14 protein-coding genes and 4 pseudogenes are annotated in these 18,938 nt (G+C 50.6%); 9 read left to right on the forward strand and 9 right to left on the reverse strand.

The annotated features are described in order from the left end of the window. Positions 1-183: 183 nt before the first annotated feature. The 4 genes and pseudogenes from IEX86_RS25945 to IEX86_RS22365 all read right to left on the reverse strand — a co-directional run bounded on the left by IEX86_RS25945 (position 184) and on the right by IEX86_RS22365 (position 2,083). A complete protein-coding gene (locus IEX86_RS25945) occupies positions 184-417 on the reverse strand; it encodes a DUF7740 domain-containing protein (protein ID WP_444544332.1) in 234 nt (77 codons plus the stop codon). A 141-nt stretch (positions 418-558) separates the two neighbouring features. Continuing rightward, positions 559-954: pseudogene (locus IEX86_RS22355) on the reverse strand (DUF4158 domain-containing protein); the annotation flags it as partial. Beyond that, on the reverse strand, positions 950-1,108 hold the full coding sequence (locus tag IEX86_RS22360; RefSeq protein WP_188868412.1) for a hypothetical protein: 159 nt from the start codon (positions 1,106-1,108) through the stop codon (positions 950-952). The pseudogene IEX86_RS22355 and the gene IEX86_RS22360, both read right to left, overlap by 5 nt. Before the next feature lie 570 nt (positions 1,109-1,678). Further along, entirely contained in the window at positions 1,679-2,083 is a 405-nt protein-coding gene (locus IEX86_RS22365; protein ID WP_188868370.1) for a RidA family protein, read from the reverse strand. A 141-nt stretch (positions 2,084-2,224) separates the two neighbouring features. Here IEX86_RS22365 and IEX86_RS22370 point away from each other — a divergent pair, with 141 nt between their 5' ends. From IEX86_RS22370 to IEX86_RS22380, 3 genes are all read left to right on the forward strand, one after another. Next, on the forward strand, positions 2,225-3,169 hold the full coding sequence (locus IEX86_RS22370) for a LysR family transcriptional regulator (protein ID WP_188868372.1): 945 nt from the start codon (positions 2,225-2,227) through the stop codon (positions 3,167-3,169). A 641-nt stretch (positions 3,170-3,810) separates the two neighbouring features. Then, positions 3,811-4,053 (forward strand): type II toxin-antitoxin system Phd/YefM family antitoxin, encoded by a 243-nt coding sequence (locus tag IEX86_RS22375; RefSeq protein WP_188868374.1) that lies wholly within the window; start codon positions 3,811-3,813, stop codon positions 4,051-4,053. After that, positions 4,050-4,436, forward strand: coding sequence for a type II toxin-antitoxin system VapC family toxin (locus tag IEX86_RS22380; RefSeq protein ID WP_188868376.1), 387 nt, complete (start codon positions 4,050-4,052; stop codon positions 4,434-4,436). The genes IEX86_RS22375 and IEX86_RS22380 overlap by 4 nt, the downstream gene beginning before the upstream one ends. 117 nt (positions 4,437-4,553) lie before the next feature. On the opposite strand, the pseudogene IEX86_RS22385 reads toward IEX86_RS22380, so the two are convergent. The 5 genes and pseudogenes from IEX86_RS22385 to IEX86_RS25830 all read right to left on the reverse strand — a co-directional run. Continuing rightward, positions 4,554-4,655, reverse strand: a pseudogene (locus tag IEX86_RS22385) (IS5/IS1182 family transposase); the annotation flags it as partial. Between the two features lie 288 nt (positions 4,656-4,943). Beyond that, the gene (locus IEX86_RS22390) at positions 4,944-6,107 is read right to left on the reverse strand and encodes a tyrosine-type recombinase/integrase (protein ID WP_188868377.1); all 1,164 of its coding nucleotides are present in this window, start codon (positions 6,105-6,107) and stop codon (positions 4,944-4,946) included. Positions 6,108-6,665: 558 nt separating this feature from the next. Then, positions 6,666-7,508, reverse strand: a pseudogene (locus IEX86_RS25820) (methyl-accepting chemotaxis protein). Positions 7,509-7,520: 12 nt separating this feature from the next. Further along, a pseudogene (locus tag IEX86_RS25825) lies at positions 7,521-8,471 on the reverse strand (methyl-accepting chemotaxis protein); the annotation flags it as partial. A 57-nt stretch (positions 8,472-8,528) separates the two neighbouring features. Beyond that, positions 8,529-8,789 carry a hypothetical protein gene (locus tag IEX86_RS25830; protein ID WP_373290474.1) on the reverse strand — a complete coding sequence of 87 codons (261 nt, stop codon included), beginning with the start codon at positions 8,787-8,789 and terminating at the stop codon, positions 8,529-8,531. 639 nt (positions 8,790-9,428) lie between these two features. Here IEX86_RS25830 and IEX86_RS22400 point away from each other — a divergent pair. The 6 genes from IEX86_RS22400 to IEX86_RS22425 all read left to right on the forward strand — a co-directional run bounded on the left by IEX86_RS22400 (position 9,429) and on the right by IEX86_RS22425 (position 17,656). Then, positions 9,429-9,887, forward strand: coding sequence for a GNAT family N-acetyltransferase (locus IEX86_RS22400; protein WP_188868379.1), 459 nt, complete (start codon positions 9,429-9,431; stop codon positions 9,885-9,887). A 443-nt stretch (positions 9,888-10,330) separates the two neighbouring features. Further along, a complete protein-coding gene (locus IEX86_RS22405) occupies positions 10,331-11,611 on the forward strand; it encodes a retropepsin-like aspartic protease (protein ID WP_188868380.1) in 1,281 nt (426 codons plus the stop codon). Next, a complete protein-coding gene (locus IEX86_RS22410) occupies positions 11,598-12,557 on the forward strand; it encodes a tetratricopeptide repeat protein (protein WP_188868382.1) in 960 nt (319 codons plus the stop codon). Before IEX86_RS22405 ends, IEX86_RS22410 begins: the two co-directional genes overlap by 14 nt. Positions 12,558-13,482: 925 nt before the next feature. Next, positions 13,483-14,571: a hypothetical protein gene (locus tag IEX86_RS22415; protein WP_188868383.1), complete on the forward strand. Its 1,089-nt coding sequence runs from the start codon at positions 13,483-13,485 to the stop codon at positions 14,569-14,571. Continuing rightward, the gene (locus IEX86_RS22420) at positions 14,571-15,224 is read left to right on the forward strand and encodes an ATP-binding cassette domain-containing protein (protein WP_188868385.1); all 654 of its coding nucleotides are present in this window, start codon (positions 14,571-14,573) and stop codon (positions 15,222-15,224) included. The genes IEX86_RS22415 and IEX86_RS22420 overlap by 1 nt, the downstream gene beginning before the upstream one ends. A gap of 86 nt (positions 15,225-15,310) precedes the next feature. Next, positions 15,311-17,656 carry a DNA polymerase II gene (locus IEX86_RS22425; RefSeq protein ID WP_188868386.1) on the forward strand — a complete coding sequence of 782 codons (2,346 nt, stop codon included), beginning with the start codon at positions 15,311-15,313 and terminating at the stop codon, positions 17,654-17,656. Positions 17,657-18,938 lie beyond the last annotated feature (1,282 nt).

Raw genomic sequence — 18,938 nt, forward strand, 5'->3', positions numbered from 1 at the left:
GTCAGAGTTGAAAACTATGCATTAAGAAGGTCAGCGATGTTTTAGCTATAAAACAAAGTGTTTAGTACAAGGTAGGAGTGGTATATGCCCTGCTCATGATTGTTGGAAGCAATGAGTGAGCAGGATAAGCTCTCTACCTATGGAAAGCAGCCAAAGGGTTTCGGCAGCCTTCAGTGCAGCGAATTAAGCTAAGGATAGAGTGCTGGCTTTAACACTTACGATATCGTTCAGAAGCGTCTTAACGAGCGTTTTAACGTCTTCGAGCGGCGTGTTGCTTTTCGCGATCCGGTTGATAAGGATGCGGTCAGCCTTCTGCAAAGTTGGAAGGCAACGTTTAGCGGTTTCACGTATTTCTTTGTTTGTACCATGGATCTGCGCTGAAAGGGAAAGACAGACCGCTGCGTCAAAAAATCTCAAGTATTTTGTTCCTAGATGGCTTATATCAAGGGGCGAGTATACTTCTTTCCAACTATTTTGACAAATAATTAAAAATATGTTTAGGAATCATGGATCCTTGCCCGCTCGGTCAACATTAATGGCCTTACCCAAAAGCACTCACGCCTGCCAGGCCTTGGGTCGTTCGATGTGCTCCAGCATGTGCCGAGAATTGGGCTTGACGGGCGACTGACGCAGACAGGCTAACCAAGTCGTCCCATCGCTTGAGAAGGTTGTCAAGGCGGCGACAGTGGCTCGGTTGTAGACACACCGATTGGCGCGGGTGATTGCCTCGGAGCAAATGCGCTCGATGATGCCAGGCGATGGAAGAAGCACAGTCTTTCGGCGCAGGCTTTCTACCAGTGTCGTGGCCAGCACAATGCCCTTCTCGGTTTGCTATGCCAGCTCATCAAGACTGTAAACGCTTGTGCGATAGTGCTGTGTTGTGAATGGCTGGAAGCCAAAGACGGACTGCAACTTCAAAAGATGCTCGCGGCGCGTTTCAGCCCTCTGATCATAATCCGCCTAGGCTTTGGATGGCGCCTACAGTTGCGTCGCCACCAACTGTGGTAATTGCGGCGATGGTTAATGCCGACAGGTAGCTCTGGATGCTCTTTATCACTGCGCTGGTTTTGATGGTTGCGTACAGCGCCAGCATAAGGACGCAAGACATCGTTACGTTCCTTCGCTGCCGCGTAGCTTCTGCTGGAATCTTGAGAAAACGCAACATCAAAGAATGCCCGAGGAGATACTCCGCTCTTGATCGCAAGTACATACCAGCCGTCATCGGATTCCATGGTCTGGATGGATTCCAGCGTCACACCTTTTAATCAACACCAGTGCATAGAACTGATAGGACTGACCTACCGTTTCAGCTTTGAAATTTAACTTGGCAATCCGATCCGCTGCATCCACTTACCCCTGTTTTGAGATTTATTTACTACCAAACCTCGTGGTTGATACCCGCGCGGGTACCAACCACGAGGATAAGAATCCACATTACCCCCTTAACATTAACGCCATGCCAGGTGCCGGTTCGATTGCTAGCCTTGGTCTACGGCTGAGATGGCGGGGCATTGTCTTCTCCACGGGGCACTCTATCTACATAACAGAGTGTGAGCCTGCAGGCCGTTAAAGCACAGCCTTCTCCATTTATTAAATGATAGAACAGTAATATGTAGGCTGAGCTGCAGTAGAAAGTCAGCTCAATTGCCTAGCTTGCAGTAATTTTTCGCTACCCAGTTCAGCTAGCAATAGCCTCTGGAAGTTTGGCGATGACCTTTATCTCAAATTGAAAGCCGTAGAGCCATGTAACGCCAATGCCGGTTAACGTCGGATAAGGTGCTTCTCCCCAGTATTCAGGCAGTACTTTCCAGATCGTATCGAAGCGTGTTTCGGGATCAACAATAAAAACCGTTACGTCAATGACATCTTTGAACGAGCAGCCTGCTGCAGCCAGAATCGCGTTCAGATTTTCAAAAGCAAGCCGCACTTGTGAGTCTAGGTCCGGCTCGGGTGAACCATCCTCACGACTACCAACCTGTCCTGAAACAAACAAAAAACCGTTGGAGCGAATCGCGGGAGAATACCGATTACGCTCATATAATGCCCGACGCCCAGCTGGAAAAACGGCTTTGCGTATGCTCATGGTTGCTCTCCTAGTGGTCGGATTGACCCTTTATTCCGGTGTAGAGAAACTTTAGGGCACGTTTACCTGTTGAATAAACTAGCAAGCGCGGTCATCACTATTTGTAAAATCCAAATAATCTCCGAGACAGCAGGAACAGCGATGGATCGTTTTGATGCAATGCAAGCGTTTGCTCGCGTCGTGGAGGCAGGCAGCTTTACTAAGGCAGCCGAAACACTTCATATGAGCAAGACAAGCGTTACCCAACTGGTGCAGCAGTTGGAAGCCCGGTTACGCGTCAAGCTGCTCAACCGGACCACACGCCGTGTCAACGTGACGGCCGATGGGGCCGCTTATTATGAACGTGTAGTAAGACTTCTGGCAGACATGGATGATGCCGAAACGAGCTTATCTAGCGCTTCTTTGGCTCCCAGGGGGCGGCTACGGGTGGATGTTCCAAGCCCTTTTGCCCGTCTGGTTCTGATTCCTGCACTTCCAGCATTTTACAAAAAGTACCCAGATATCCAACTTGATATGGGTGTCAGCGATCGTATGGTTGACCTTATTGGCGACAGCGTGGATTGCGTCGTTCGTGGTGGCAAGATTACTGATCAGTCGTTGGTTGCTCGTCATATAGGCGACTTACGGCTTAGGGTGTATGCAGCGCCGAGCTATCTGAGACGCGCAGGGATGCCGCTACACCCTAGGGAATTGGAGGGCACTGACCACTGCATCGTAGGGTTTCTATGGGCACGGACCGGCAAGCTCTTTCCCTATGCCATGCATTCCGGTAACGAAAGCATCAATGTCATGGGTCGTTATGCGCTTGCCGTTGATGATGGTAACGCCTACCTGGCAGCTGGGCTGGCAGGGCTAGGCCTTCTCTGGCTACCCGATTATATGTCTAGAGACTATCTGATTCGAGGCGAGCTGGTTCCGGTGTTTGAGGACTGGCGCCTCGACCCAATGCCAATGTACGTGGCGTTCCCCCCAAACAGGCACGTTAGCGCCAAGCTACGTGTGTTTATTGAATGGATCGCCGAACTGATGACTCACAACGAAGCAGCATCGGATAAGGGACCAGGCGCTACGAACCCTGCCAGTTGACATAGGACTATCCACTCACCTGAAGCGTGTTTACTAGCAATACTTTCCTTTTCCCTCAAGGTCCAGCCGCTTTCCCTACTCCGGCTCTGTTGCCGACCGGCATACACCTACATGGCACAAAGGCCAGCGCGGAAAACAACGGCTGAATACCTAATAAGTGTTCTCTTGGTCACACCGGTAGTCATCCTGTGGCTGGTACTGCTTATGCCTTCAGATCTTGAGCTGGCTGGAGCAGAGGGTAATCAAGAGAAGCTCAGGTGCCGCTTGCTGCCAAGATGCCATTAAGGGCGAGCTCATCATTCAGACGAGGACGACCGTCTTTGGGTGAGAGTTTATGCTCCGGTAATAGCGGCTTGATGCGCCTCCATAACGCGCCGTAATCTCTTTGCGATGTCTCATGCCTCTAGCGTGGACATAACCAGGCTTAGATTCAAGAGGGGTTTGTTAGCGGCTCTAAGCAGTTCCGTAAATCAGCGGGTCGATTCGGTCAAAGGTTCAGTTAATCCCTTGGTGATACAGCGGTTCGGCCATCGCCCTGCCCTTCTTCCTTTCACAGTCTTAGAACATATATATAGTTACGTTTACATACTCAGCAAGGTTAGCTAAGCTAAGTTAGCTAACCTTATATGTCGAGGTCTATCATGACTCCAGAAAGTGTGAACATTCACGATGCCAAAACCAATTTGTCAAAGATTATCGACGAGGTAGTTAGTACAGGTGTAGAACAGGTTATTGCCAAAGCTGGTCGGCCAGTGGTTAAGGTGATCCCTTACACTGAGACGCCTCAAAAGCGCATTGGAATGTTGGATGGTATGTATCCGTCTGTGCCAGCCGATATTGATGCACAATTCAAAGACGATATTGAGGCAATGTTCAACGTATGACCCTTATCGTCGACACGCACCTTTTACTGTGGGCTTGCTTTGACAGCACTAAATTGCCAAAGCAGGCTCTACCACTCCTGACAGGGCCTGGCACGCTGTACTTTAGTGCCGCAAGCATATGGGAGATCGGTATCAAGCGTGCATTAAACAAGCCAGACTTCCCTTATGATCCTGCAGTGACACGAACAGCGCTAATTAGTGCAGGTTACCGAGAGTTGCCGATTAACTCTAGTCACAGTATTACTGCTGCCGCGCTGCCATCTCACCATAACGACCCATTTGACAGATTGCTGATTGGCCAAGCTATTGAGGAGGGCATGTTTCTACTAACCTGCGACCACATATTGACCAGGTATCAGGCGCCGATTCGCTACCTGGGTTAACGCCTTTCAAGCGTCAGTCTCTTTGTAAAGATCAGCATCAGTCACTACTACAAAGCGAACTCACTAACTTAATAACCATTGAGTCTTGAGTACATGGACTAATTCGAAGGGTCTAGCTTGAGCCTTCGAGAGGTCGCTGGCCTGGTCCGGTGAAAGCAGAAAGCGCAGAGGTACCCCATTGGCATCACAAAGCATGTGTACCTTAGTGGTCAGGCCGCCTCACCGCGATCCAAAATGAGGACCCGGAAATCCATATTGATAAACCGTCCCTACACCCACGTCTTAACGCCATCTGGCACGAAACCGGACTATCTATTCTTCCTTACTCACTCAACGCATCGCGGACCGATAGCTCGCTCGGCCTAGTCATCCATGCTATTTCTAGCGATACATGAGAGTCCGGCTAACATTTGGTTCAAGTTTGTTCGCTTCTCTCGTTCGGGGCAGCAACTTTACGTTAGGGCAGCCGTTAGGCCTGTTTCCATTGATGAGGTCCACTCATGATTTCTATAAAGAAAGCCGCTCCACTTCTGCATCGCCCCCCTTCCTCTTTTCCAGCAGGTCTCCACGGTTATAGGCCGCTTCCACCTTGCTGCCCAGCGTATGCGCCAACGCCATCTCGCAGACCTCGCGCGGATAATTCGTGGTTTCTGCCGCCCAGGTTCTAAAGGTAGCCCTAAAGCCATGTGGCACTGCCATGTGAACCTTTAAGGTATCCAATACGCGTCCAATGGCATTGCCGGGTATACAGCCTGTACGCCTGCGATTAGGAAAAACCCACTCGGGATGCTGGCCGATCTGCTGGTTGATCACCTCAATCATGGTCTCGGTTAGCGGGATCCGATGCGTCTTTCCCGTCTTCATACGCTCGCCCGGTATGGTCCAGAGTTTCTGCTCAAGATCCAGCTCTGACCAGCGTGCCCCACAGGTCTCGCTGTTTCGGGTTGCGGTCAGGATCATCAACTCGGTGGCCCGAGCGGCAGCGCCCTCCAGGCTATCGAGCCGATACATGAGTCGTGCGGTATCCTCTGCAGACAACGAGGCAAACGGTTTTACCCTGCTGCCCTGTCTGGGCAGGAGCTTGTCGAGGTGCCCGCGCCAGCGAGCCGGGTTCTCCCCCTCCCGGAGCTTTCGCGCCTTGGCCGCATCGAGGACCAGCTCGATACGGTTGCGCAGCCGGCTGGCTGTAACCGGGATAACGCTCCAGATAGGTTCGAGCACTTCCAGGACATCGTCCGTGTCGATCTGTGCCAGCGGGATGGAGCCTATCACCGGAAAGACATGCTTGGCCAAGGAGCTCTGCCATTGCTGCGAGTGCTTGGCGCTCCAGGAGGGTGAGTGCGTTCTGATATAACGGGCGGCCTCTGTCTGAAAAGTCTGCGCTTCTAGCTCCTGTGCTGTTCTTCCCTCACGTGCGCTACGGCGCTCAAGGACCGGATTGATCCCCCGGGAGATTTCAAGACGGTACTTGTCTGCAGCCAGACGCGCCTCACGCAGGGAAACGGTTGGATAGCTACCAACCGAGAGGTCATGCCGGCGGCCATTGATCATGTAGCGAAACACCCAACTCTTGCGCAGCTGAGCTGAAACTCGAAGCTGGAGACCGCGGCCATCCTGATAGCTTCCGGGTTCGGAAATGGCTTTAACGAGTTTGGGAGTTAGCTTGCTCATATAACGCCATGATACTGCTCAACTCATCAAAATGGAACGAAATGTAAGAGGAGAGTTTATCCCCGTACATTTCTGCTACAGGCTATGAAAATAAAGGAATTAAAGCCTTTGATTAATTTTTATCCCACATCAGATCCCACAGATAAACAGCCGGTGATGACTGGTAGTGCGAATCTCCAATATCTTCATAAGATGACCCAGGGGGTCAAGCTTTCATTAGATAGCGATTCAGGTCTTTACCGTATTCTTCAGGGTCAACTTGACAGCCAAATACAGGGTCGAAATAAACGTTCGCAGCCTGATCGTCGCCAATCGAAAGAATCGTATGCCGTGCAAACTCGACAACTTCGCAGGCCCAGCTTTGGCCTCCAGATTCCGTTCAGTCAGCTAGAGCCTAACCTGTGCCAGGCTATATGCGTTAAATGGCTTTAGGTCGACCTGATCGAATAGATAAAGATTACTCCTGATCCTCTCTAGCAAAGCAGTACCGCTAGACGATATGAATAGCACTGCCATGAAATCAATAACATCCCTGTTATCACTGTCTACCATGCTTTCTTAAACTTTGAATTGATTGACCAGGTGGCGTTGCTGTTCGGCCAACTGGGTGAGTTGCACACTGGCTTTAGAGGCTTCGTCTGCACCAGTAGCTACCTCGCAGGCGACCATGCCTATTGTTGTCACATTACGATTGATATCTTCCGCTACGGCGCTCTGCTCTTCAGCAGCGCTAGCAATTTGTATATTCATCTCAGTAATGACAGAAACAGCCTCAGTAATTGCAGCCAGTGCAGCTACCGCTTCGGTCGAATGCCGGACGCTTGTCTCGGTTTTCTGCTGACTGTCCTGCATCACCTTGACTACATCCTGCGTACCAGCCTGAAGGTGCTGGATCATGCCCTGAATTTCCAAGGTAGCCTGTTGGGTTTTTTGTGCCAGGTTACGAACCTCATCAGCAACTACCGCAAAACCTCGGCCCTACTCACCCGCTCGAGCGGCTTCAATAGCAGCGTTAAGCGCCAGTAGGTTGGTCTGCTCGGCAATCCCTTTGATACTGGTCAAAATAGTCGTGATATTGTCACTGTTCTGAGCCAGCGTCTCGACGCTTTGCACGGCCCGCTTGATTTCTTCGGCCAGCGCCAAACTGGCTTGGGTAGAGTTTTGTACGATAGTCTTACCCAGGGTTGCTGACTGATCTGCATGACCTGCCGCCTGCGCCGCCTGGTTAGCACTTCGCGCAACCTCCTGCGCGGTTGCTGACATTTCCTGAATAGCCGTAGCAACCTGGTCGATTTCTCCCTGCTGCCGCTGTACGCCCTGATGGGTCCGGGTCGCAATATCAGCCGTACTCTCTGAGGCATCACTAACTTTCTGTACAGAGCTCACCACTGTGGTAATCATGGCTTGTAGCTTTGTCAGAAACAGGTTGAAACTCCCTGCAATTGCGCCAAGCTCATCGGCTCGATTTACCGTTAGGCGCCGCGTAAGATCTCCCTCACCCTGGGCGATATCGTCCAGCATTACCACCATCTGCTTTAGTGGCCGCGCAATACCCAGGCTGACCAGCCATAGCAGCAATAGGCCCACCGTGCCGATGATAAGCCCAACCACGGCCATACCAATGACATTACTGTCATGTTGGCTCTTCATGTCAGCTTGAAGGGCTATTGCCTCACTAAGAACAACATTCAGTGGGAGTTGGATCGACAGTATCCAGCGAGTACTTGTGTCAGCAATTGAAAATGGCAATACCAAGTCAATAATGCCTTTCTGGTTATCTACCTGATAAGTAAATTCGTTATCTGTCGATTGTGCTTGTTTAGTAAGCGTGTCGCTGTGTATGTATTTATTAGCAGCCTCGCCAAGCTTGGTAGCATCGGTCGTATAGGCGACCAGACTGCCGTTACCGGCTATCAGCGCCATTTGACCTGCGCCCTCGTACAGGGACAGGTTGGTTTTGCCAAGCATGTCCTGAATAAAGTTGACAGAAAGATCTGCGCCTCCAATTCCCTGGAATTTTCCATCAACCAGAATCGGAGCAGTAAAGGAGGCCATCATGATGGATTTGCCGCCTATCTCATAAGTGAAGGGACCAGCAACACAGGCCCTCTTTTGCTCTTTGGGGCATAGGTAATATTCTCCCTCGCGATTTCCCATTTCAGAGCGTTTTTCACTTTCCATCGCAAAAATTATATCTTGTGCTAGTGATCCGTTTTGATCTCGATACCAATAAGGTAGGAAACGGCCAGCAGCATCATTACCTTTTTGCCCAATAAACTGAGCATCATCGCCAGTAAACGCATTGGGCTCCCAGCCATAATAGGCGCCTATAAGCTCAGGATGGCGAACCATAGTGTCATGCACGACCTTATCCTGATCGTTTCGGCTCAGAGATATGTCTGTTGCGGTATTGCTGCCGGCCTAGGCACTCAGGCTGGCCAGGTGCTTGGCAATACCAAGTGGGGCTTCTAGCTCATGCTGCAAACGATCCACGCTGGCCTGTGCCAGTGTAGTTACGCGTGCCTTGATAAGTTGCTCAACCAGGCGATGTGTACCATCTGCAGTGGTTGCCTGGCTCCTGGCACATGACACCAGTGCATACCCTACCAAAGCCAATACGACAGCCAGAATGCAGGCTCCCGCGTAAAGCATGATAGAGAATTGAATAGATTTGAACTTCATAGCTACCTCAATAGCTAAAGGCTATAGAGGTAGCTATCGGCATGCGATAGTAAATCTAAAACAATAAATATACGTACGGCCGGCAGCACAGGGCTTTGTGGGCGCTAACAAGCAGCCAAGGGTGATGTAATGAAAGGCCTTCTGCTACTAGCCTTTTGAAAGCGCTGCTGAAGCAGTATTCCAAGCCCTGTAGCTCAGCTGATGGGCCAGGCTCAAGCGCAATGGGATGAGGCAACGCTTGACTATAGATTGCTAATGAATTCGGCCATCCGTTTTCGAAAAACAATGTTTCCATTGAAGCCTGAGCATCCTAGAACTCGCATTACCAATGGTTCGGGGATCAGAGAAGAGATTAAAAAGAAACACGGATGCTTTTATCTCACCCAACGGACGCGAGCAGCAGAAAGAGATGGCCTGCTAGATAGTATTTAACTAATCTGGCGGCGAAAACGACTTTTAATTGATAGCGTATGCGCGTGCAAGCTATGACACTGCCTATCCTTTACAAAGACTCATTCACTATACAAGTCTGTAGTCGCTGGGACCTATCGCAATAACTACGGAATCCAGTGTCACTTCAGGCAGAACAGAAAGGCCTTCTCCCTCTGAAACAACAATTAAACAGTCGGAGAATTAAAGATGATTACTCTGGATTGGATGAGCAACCATATGCAACACAGCAATACATATGCGGCCTGGTTGCATCGCCAGTTCGCTTATGAATTCTCTGATCAGACCCTGGAGGAGTGGCAAGCCGAATTTGCCGAGGGCCAGAAGAACGGCGCATGGAGATGCCTTATTGCGATGCATCAGCAAGATCTGGTCGGAGGTGTGTCGTTAGCAACAAAAGACTTAGCCATGCGGCCTGATCTTGGTTCCTGGCTAGCCTGTTTATTTGTGCATCCTGACTGGAGGGGACAGGCAGTCGCTCAGCGCTTGATCGCTGAAACTTGCAACTACGCTCGAACAGCTGGGGTACAGCAATTATTCCTGCACACTCATGATAAGGCGCTTTATTACAGAAAACTTGGATGGCAAATTGAAGGATCGTTTCAAGCATGGTCCAGGCAGCACTATCTCATGAGCTTAACCTTGTAGACGCCTGGTTTCTGTCCATTCCAGGCCATGTATTGCCAACAAAGCCATAAAATGGTGATCATGTAGCCTCTTACGGCTGAAAAAATGTGCCTTGAGGGTCAAATGTTGAGAGCTTCGAACACGTGACCTGGGCGCTCACCCGGTATAGCGTCTGGCTGTAAGCTAATTCTTTCTAGAGCCCGCGCGGAGACCCAATGGATGGCAGGATCGACGTAGATTTCGGGCATCTTAGGCTAATGCAGGGCTTTGCTACCCAGCTCTGCCACACACCCCCTGCTCTATGCGCTAACAAAGATAGTTGAGGCAATTACCACTATATACAGTGCCCGTTCTTATTTGGGCCAGAAGATTCTCACGTGGCTGCTCCCCCTACCTTTCTGTAAAAGATATGAAACAACTTGGAGCTATGTTGGATCTGTAAGCAGATTTTAACGGATGACAACATGGATGTACGGGATTTATTGGCAAGCGCCCGGGGTATACGACGTTCCTGGTTTAGGCAGACCCATCTTATCCTCCTTACCTGGATCCTGTGTCCTGCATCGCTATTGTCTATGCCGCAAGCCGCATCCGCTGCCTCGCTCGAGGAGATTGAAAAATTACTGCGCTACAGGCAAGGAGCGTATGTTGCCAACTGCGTAAGCACGTCTGACTGTACGGAAGAAGCCAAATCTCTGGCCAACGCTATCAATGATCGAAACTGGTGGGTCCCTGGGGTAACCAGTTGCAAAGGGAGCAATACTTTCGCTGAAGTGCAAGCCTGCCGACTCATCAGGTTAGGCGACAATCTTGCGCTCGGGCATTTTTCTGAAGTAACCCACGAAAGCGATCAATTGCCGGCCTCACTCCAGACAGTCATTGATCAATATCTTCCGCCGAACATCGCGGCACTGGCAAAAGCTGTAGGTAACAGCTCAGAAGAAAAAGTTGCTGGCCACATCGCTTTGAGTGATATTGAAGATGGTGTGTTATTGGCTGATACCTGGCCGAAGATACCGGTCATCATCAATGGACAGAACAGCAAAGTTTTACTTGATACGGGCTCAAGCGTAACAATTATCAGTACTAGGGACGCTCAACGCCTTGGGGTTAAGCTCCTTGGGGGAATGGGTCATGCGCGCAGTTACTATGGTAAAGGAAACGAGCCGGTCCAATGGGGCATTCTTAATGAGCTTGAGATCACTGGTTCTCGATTTAATGATGTGCTGGTACGAGTTGGCGGCCAAATGAGCATGCTGGGTTTGGACATGATGCTCAGGGTTAATAGCCTTCTGATTGACCATGATAGGGTCGAGTTTAATCTTTCAAGCGCGGCTCTTACTGACCGCTTCGATCACTGTGTAGCCCCTGTAAAATGGTCTTCAGATTTTCTGCGCTCAAACCAGAGCATCTACGTTGAGGCAATAATTGCCGGCAAACCTCGACCAGTGGGAATCGACACGGGGTCGATGTTCGAACTGTTCACCCCCATTCCACTCTTTGGCTCGGATCACCCCAGCGCTACTAAACCCATGTGGGATGTCTCAGGACTGCGAGCGGTTAATCAGCGCACCTACCAGACCGATGTCACCCTGCACCAGCGCAAATACCCGATGGAACTCTCGGTTCTGAAAGACGCAACGCCTTTGGCGCCCTTCGTGCTGGGATGGCCCGCCTTCGATAAGTTGTCGCTTCTTCTCGATAATCAGGCAAAAAAAGGATGTTTGCTCGATGCTCCAAACTAATCTGATTCTATTGGGAGTTGTCTTGTTTTGTAGTGCCTGCTTTGCAGGCGAGCCGTCATACCATACAGCCAGGTCGGAATACCTAGCCGGTCATTACGATCAGGCGTACAAGATCGTCAGCCAGTTGGCGCTGGTCAAGAGTGAGGTACAGGCCCGGCGTATGCAGGCTGGTTTGCTATTCGCAGGCAAAGGCACTGAGCGTGACATACCGCGAGCCCTTGAGCTTTGGGAAGCGCTAGCAAACGAGGGCGATACAAAGTCCCAATCGACTCTTGGCGGCCTCTTTCTGGACGGCGCACAGGTGGGCGGTACGGATTATCCCAAGGCGCTGCGCTACATCAACCTGGCTGCTGACGCCGGTGACGCCATTGCCTTATACAACAAAGGTTTCATCTACCAGAGTGGCCTTGGCGTTGAGCGCTCTGTGAAGCAGGCCAAAACCTATTATATGCAGGCGGCTGAAAAAGGGTACGGCAGTGCATATCTTCAACTAGCAGGGCTGGCTGATGACTTGAATGGCTCAATCAACAAGGTTTCGGCTTGTCACTATTATGAGAAGGCTGCTCAGGGAGGCGTACCACAAGGTGAGTTTTTGTACGGTAAGTGCCTTGTGACAGGCGACGGCGGCATCAAGGATATGACTGGTGCTGAGAAGTGGTACTTAGCAGCTGCAAAAATGGGCCTTCCAATCGCTCAGGCTAATCTAGGGTATCTCTATGAGAAGGGTGAAGGAGTACCGCTAGATCACGTAGCAGCTTACAAATGGTATTGGCTTGCCAGTGCTGACGTGCCGTCCGCAAGAAAGCGTATGGAAGCCCTCCAGCAGCGAGATCCCCAGGCCGTTAACGGAGTCACCGATCTCATAAAGGAAGGATGGCGCAATGAGATCCGAACCCATATTCGTAAAACCCTTAACGCACGAGGCCAGGTCTTCTCAAATATGTAAGTTTTGGATGGGTCGATCTCCTGTCATTTAGAGTTCGCTGGCTTTCTATACCCGCGCTGCCTGCGCCTTGATTTCCCAACTAAGGAATAGTTGATTCTTGGCCGAGACCTTGTCGTAGCGTGGGCAGTCTTGTAGCAAGTAATAAACAGAGCTGTTTTGTTACTAATAAGAGCAACTGTTTACGCACTCTATGTGTAGTAGATGCCTCTGTTGGCTCTACATATCGTGCCGTGATGGGAGCAGCAATGCCATTATCTCCAGGCTTGGACCCAGGCAATCACCTATCCTCGCCTGTTACAAGCAGGTAATGGTAGTCCATGACTGCTGCGATATGATCATCACGCTTCTTTCACAGGATACTGACTGGAGTTGCTGTTATCAGACTGGCCTGGATAGCTCATAGCGTTTATGTATGTAGAACATCACACGAGTGGTCGGCGCTTGACCGCATTGTGTGACTCGGCCGTGCAGTCGGCGAAATTTACCCCGCTGCTGGATTACCCATACTGCAGGCCACAATGTCTTAGCTACGCGTGAGTCCCCGATACATGTGAATGTCACATGAAATACTTAGCATCCTATCGTCTTGGCGAACTCCCAGAGCGTAATCCTGATGTATTACAAAAGAAGCTGGCACACATCATTCACCTATTGCGATCTGGCAGCTAACCAACCGGGAAGAGAGTATCCAGGCATACGCCCTACCTGAAGATGCTGGAAACAGACAATCGACCGAATGCGGCTTTGCTCAGGAGAGAAGTACGGGTCGCTAGACAATCGGTAACGCTGGTTCCTGAACCTATTTAGAGTCGAGCCTTCAACGAGCATGCCTAACAGACCGTCACGTTCAACAGTCACACCGCTTGGATTAGCGTTACGGTACTGCGGTACCGAAGTCAGGCAGCGCGTAGCTCGATATAAACAGTTGATTCTGATCGGTTTACTGCTTCTGCTCCCAGGCGTAGGTGAGTTTAATCAACTGATTTTGTATCCACTTTCCACGGTCTTTGGCCAGCTCGAAGGACTGATAGGAGCATGGGCTGCGGCTGCTTTTGTGGGTGTCGCAATGCTGTGGGCGGGTCTACACCGAGATGCCATCGCGTATCCTCCAGCAGCAGGGTTGCTCGCCAGTCTGCCGATCTCAAGGCAGGCGCTGCTCGCTCGGGACCTTCTTGTACTCGCGCTTGTGTCGTTACCCCTGCTGATACTGTTAGGGGTGGCACTTGTGGTATCCCAGCCTCTGGGCATTGTGCATAAAGTGCTTGTCTTGCTAACTCTGCTTTTGGCAACAGCCACAGCTCAGCTGGCAGTGATTCGCAAGGCTGTCATATGGGGAGCTGTAGCCATCGTTTCAGCGGTAATTGCAGGAAGGATACACCGGGCAGATATCCTTCCAATTATGGTGTTAGCAAATCTACTTGCGCTCTGGAAAATGCCAGGGCATGTTCTCGGGAAGACTGGTGATTATCGACAAGCACGTTTTATTACAGGATTCAGGCGTGATGCTATCAGCTGGACAGAATTGCACTGGCGATCAATTTACCAGTCAGCACATGGCGGTTATCGACTGTGCCTTGTCCTGACTCTCTCCTTAACAGCCCTCGCCGTTACGCTTTGCAGAATAACTGATAAGCCCATGCATGAACTTGGAGTTCTTCTCGCGCATGGTGCATTGATGAGTGGGTTATACGGGTTAAGCTTCCCGACCGCTCTAAGCAATCAAGCCACCTATCGGGCTTTTCTAACCTCATTACCCACCCGCCGATTTCGCCGGATGGTCGATATGGTCGTTGCAGTTGAATTTCCAGCGATGTTGCTTGGCCTGGGAGCATCCTGTTTTGCTTCCCAATGGCAGATCGCCGCTCTTGCACTGTTCGTAACTGCATTACTGTGCTGCATCCAATACCTGACTTATCAAAGACTACCAAGGCACGCGGTTGTTATAGGTCTGGCAACTGCAATCATAATCATCGTGCTTGTACTGAATATTGCTTTGTTTACAGGGGTGTTCTGATGATTGTACTGGCGATTGAAAAACTCACGTTAGGCTACCAAAAAGATCCACTATTCAATCAGTTCTCCCATGCATTTACACTTGGCTGCCATATCATCCAGGGCGGTAACGGTGTTGGCAAATCAACATTGCTATCAGCCGTATCTGGCAGTCTCCCCTATAAGGGGCGGATTCTGGTAAATGGGCACGAGCTTTCCGAGAATGGTGTTGCAGCACGTCGATCGCTAGGCTTTGTGCCTGACAGTACTGAATTTTACCCCTTTGTCACTGGGAGACAATTTGCTGAGTTTGTTTTTCGTGCCCATAAATGTGGGTTGGCTGCCAATCAACCGCGTTACGAGGAGTTGATTGACCGTTTCAACATCCGCAAGTATTTAAATTATAGTTTTAGCCAGATGTCGCTTGGGACAAGGAAAAAGTTCTTCATATTTACAGCAATGCTGCTGCAGCCCCTTTTATTGGTCATGGATGAGCCTTTTAATGGGCTGGACGACGCGGCATCCAAAGAGCTTATCGAGCTATTTGATGAGTATAGTAGGAGGAGCACCATCCTCTTGACATGCCATCAGCCAGCCATAGTTGAATGCATCAAGGGCATAAGGTGGACGCTTGAAGAAGCGCCTCACGCGGCATTAACCGCTTCTCAATCCTGAATAACGTAGCCAAACAGCCATAGGGCAATTCTTCAAGCCTGCCAGCAGCCGGTAGAATTACCAGAGTTATCAATCGGGATATAACGGTGTTTATAAAACAGGGCTTTGTGCTAACGCGGCATTGGCGAGATACCCCAGCCGGTACGGAAATCGCGTTTTGGCTCGCCACGGACGCGGGGCCAATCAAGGTCGCTCTGTCCTGCCAATCGTCCATCGCCTTCATCCCAGCGGAGCAACACGACCAAGCAACTGCGCTTATCAGGGGCGAACCCGGCATAGAGCTGCGTCCTCTGGATCTCTGCGATTTCAGGCACCGTCCCGTGCTGGGTTTGTATTGCACGACCTATCGCCAGCTCCTGAGTCTTACAGAGAAGTTCAGAGCCGCAGGAGTCGAGGTCTACGAGGCGGACATCCGGCCTCACGAGCGCTATCTCATGGAGCGCTTTATCACCGCCCCGGTCCTGTTTGGCGGCGCACCGGATGAAAGCGGGCAGCTCCTTAACGTCCAGCTAAAACCCGCTCCTGAGTACCGGCCAAAGCTCCGGCTGGCCTCGCTGGACATCGAGACCAGCGAGCGGGGCGAACTCTACTGCATTGGCATCGAGTGCGATGGTGTGCGCCAGGTCTTTATGCTGGGGCCTGCCAATGGCAACTGTGACGCACTCGGCTTTGAACTCTATTACTGTAATACCCGCGCCGAACTGCTCGAACAGCTCAATGAGTGGTTTGCCCAGCATGACCCGGATGCCATTATTGGTTGGAATGTTATTGGCTTTGACCTACGTGTGCTTCAGGAGCATGCAAACACGCTAAAGGTGCCACTGCGTCTGGGCCGCGGTGGCAGCGAGATCGAGTGGCGAGACGGTCGTTTCGCTTCAGCCCCGGGCCGTCTGCTGATCGATGGTGTGGAAGCGTTGCGCTCAGCCTTCTGGAGCTTTCCCTCTTTCAGCCTGGAGAATGTCGCCCAGACGCTTCTGGGCGAAGGCAAGGACATCGACAATCCTTATTCGCGTATGGCATCCATCAACCGGATGTTTGCCAACGACAAGCCTGCGCTGGCGCGCTACAACATCAAGGACTGTACCCTGGTCTTGCGTATCTTCGAGAAGACCGACATTCTCGCCTTTCTCCTGGAGCGTGCCAGTGTTACAGGCCTACCAGCCGACCGTCATGCAGGCTCCATTGCCGCGTTTACCCACCTGTACTTGCCGTTGATGCATCGTCAGGGCTTTGTGGCCCCCAATGTTGGCGAAAAGCCTCCCGAGGCGAGCCCCGGCGGGTTTGTGATGGACTCAAAGCCGGGGCTCTATGATTCAGTGCTGGTGCTCGACTACAAGAGCCTGTATCCCTCTATTATTCGCACCTTTCTCATTGATCCAGTTGGGCTGGTTGAAGGCCTGCGCCAACCAGACGATGCCCACTCTGTGCCAGGCTTCCGTGGTGCACGCTTCTCGCGTACTCGTCATTGCCTGCCAGCAATGGTTGAGCGGGTATGGAGCGGACGAGACACGGCCAAGCGAGAGGGTAACAAGCCGCTCTCCCAGGCCCTGAAGATCATCATGAATGCCTTTTATGGCGTGTTGGGCTCAAACGGGTGCCGATTCTTTGATCCGCGTCTGGCCTCCTCCATTACCATGCGTGGGCACGAGATCATGCACCAGACCCGCGAGCTGATTGAGGCCCAGGGCTACAAGGTTATTTATGGCGATACGGATTCGACCTTTGTCTGGTTGGGGCGAGCGCACGAAGAAGTAGAGGCCGCGCAGATTGGCCGCTCATTGGTAGACATGATCAATCACTGGTGGCGTAATCACCTCGAAAATACATTTGGACTGGAAAGTGCTCTTGAGCTTCAGTTCGAGTCCCACTTCTGCCGCTTCCTGATGCCTACCATTCGTGGCGCTGAGGAAGGCAGCAAGAAACGCTACGCCGGTCTGATCTGTAAAGACAATGGCACGGAAGAGATGGTCTTCAAGGGCCTTGAGACGGTACGCACTGACTGGTCGCCCCTGGCGCAGCAGTTCCAGCGTGAGCTGTACATACGTATCTTTAAGGGTGCCCCTTATAAGCCCTATGTACGTGACTATGTGCAGCGGACCCGAGCGGGCGAACTGGATGAGCTGCTTATCTTTCGCAAGAAATTGCGCCGCCGGCTGGATGATTATCAGCGCAACGCCCCGCCCCATGTAAGAGCTGCCCGCATCGCTGATGCTTATAACGATCAGCAGGGACGACCACGGCAGTACCAGCGAGGTGGATCAATCCGGTATGTAATGACCGTAGCAGGTCCAGAGCCGCTTGAAGTGAGGACAGCTCCGCTGGACTATGAGCATTACATTACGCGCCAGCTGGAACCGATTGCCGATGCCATCCTGCCGTTTGTAGGAGACCGCTTTGCCAGGCTGATTGATGATCAGTTGAGCCTTTTCTAAGCGCTAGAATCTCCAGCTGCATGATACGTACTTGCCCAGCCATAATGGCTCATACATCAGACTGATCATTAAATGCCATGACTGCATCTGGACCCGAAACTTATCCTAAGCTTGCGTACGTTAATTCAGTTTATGAGGTGAGCTAAAGTTTTCGGGATTGACTTTGAATTTTGGGGTAAAGGGAACAAACGTGTCCGGCCTTTGATAGTCCATGCATTTTTACCGCATGCTAGTGGCTGACAATCCCATACAACCCTTCCCATTCGAAATGGATCCTGCCTGACAAGCATAGTTTTCAGCAGGGTCCTTAATATCTATACAGCTTAATGAGCCAAATTGATATCCAAGTACCTCAGCGAGTGATTTGACTTCCTTTGTAGCAGCTGAAGTATCGAATGAAATAAGCGTAGTCAATATAATAAAAATACTGGATAACCCATATTCCCTTTTCATGATTAAACCCCTTGGAAACCAGCAGGTGTGAAAGGAGACTATTTTTGTCTTGTACTTCTCTATAATGCACTGTTTTATATGATAACTTTACTAAACTTTTTTAAAAGACTGGCATATAAGCCATGAGTGAGGGTTGAAATCTTTAGGGTCAATGGATTTCTAAGAAGTCATAACAGCCTTATCTACCAGACTCAACTGCAAGCTCAGGATCATCAGCCCACTTAAGTACATCAGTAATGTCATGGAGCAACATAATATATTAAACTCTAATGAGGCCACTTAGATTCATAAGACACTAAGCGAAACCACTAATATAATTCAGGCTGGAAAGCTGCATAAATATTACCAGACTATTGAAGAAAACTGCCAAAATCTAGAGACATTTAATGTTTTGGCTGAGAGTACGCTTAATACTTTTTCTGACCTAAATAATGTTCAAGCAAAACTTGGTCTAGCCAGTTACCTGATCATCCATTTTGATAAAATAAAATCAGAGAACAAACCAAACACTGCTTCTCAACTTGAGGCCGTTTTGCAGCCTCTTCACGATAAAGGCGCCCAATTTGATATAACAAGCTCACTCTTATATCAAATAAAAGCGCTAACCAGCTCGCCGGCAAGCAATCAATAAAAGGAGCGTTGCGATCTGTTCATGTGTGTAGGGGTTTTCTGACTAAGCATGGACTACTTCTTATACATGCAAGGCGCAGGTAAATGCACAGGCGCACTGCCGAAGGATATGTCGTCTGTCCCAAGCAGCTCAAGAATTTATGCTTGGATCGGCCTAATTCAGACGGCGTGCGTCGCTCCCTGAGCTGGATTCCAGTCA

The organism is Pseudomonas asuensis, assembly GCF_014646755.1.
GTDB classification, from domain to species: domain Bacteria; phylum Pseudomonadota; class Gammaproteobacteria; order Pseudomonadales; family Pseudomonadaceae; genus Chryseomonas; species Chryseomonas asuensis.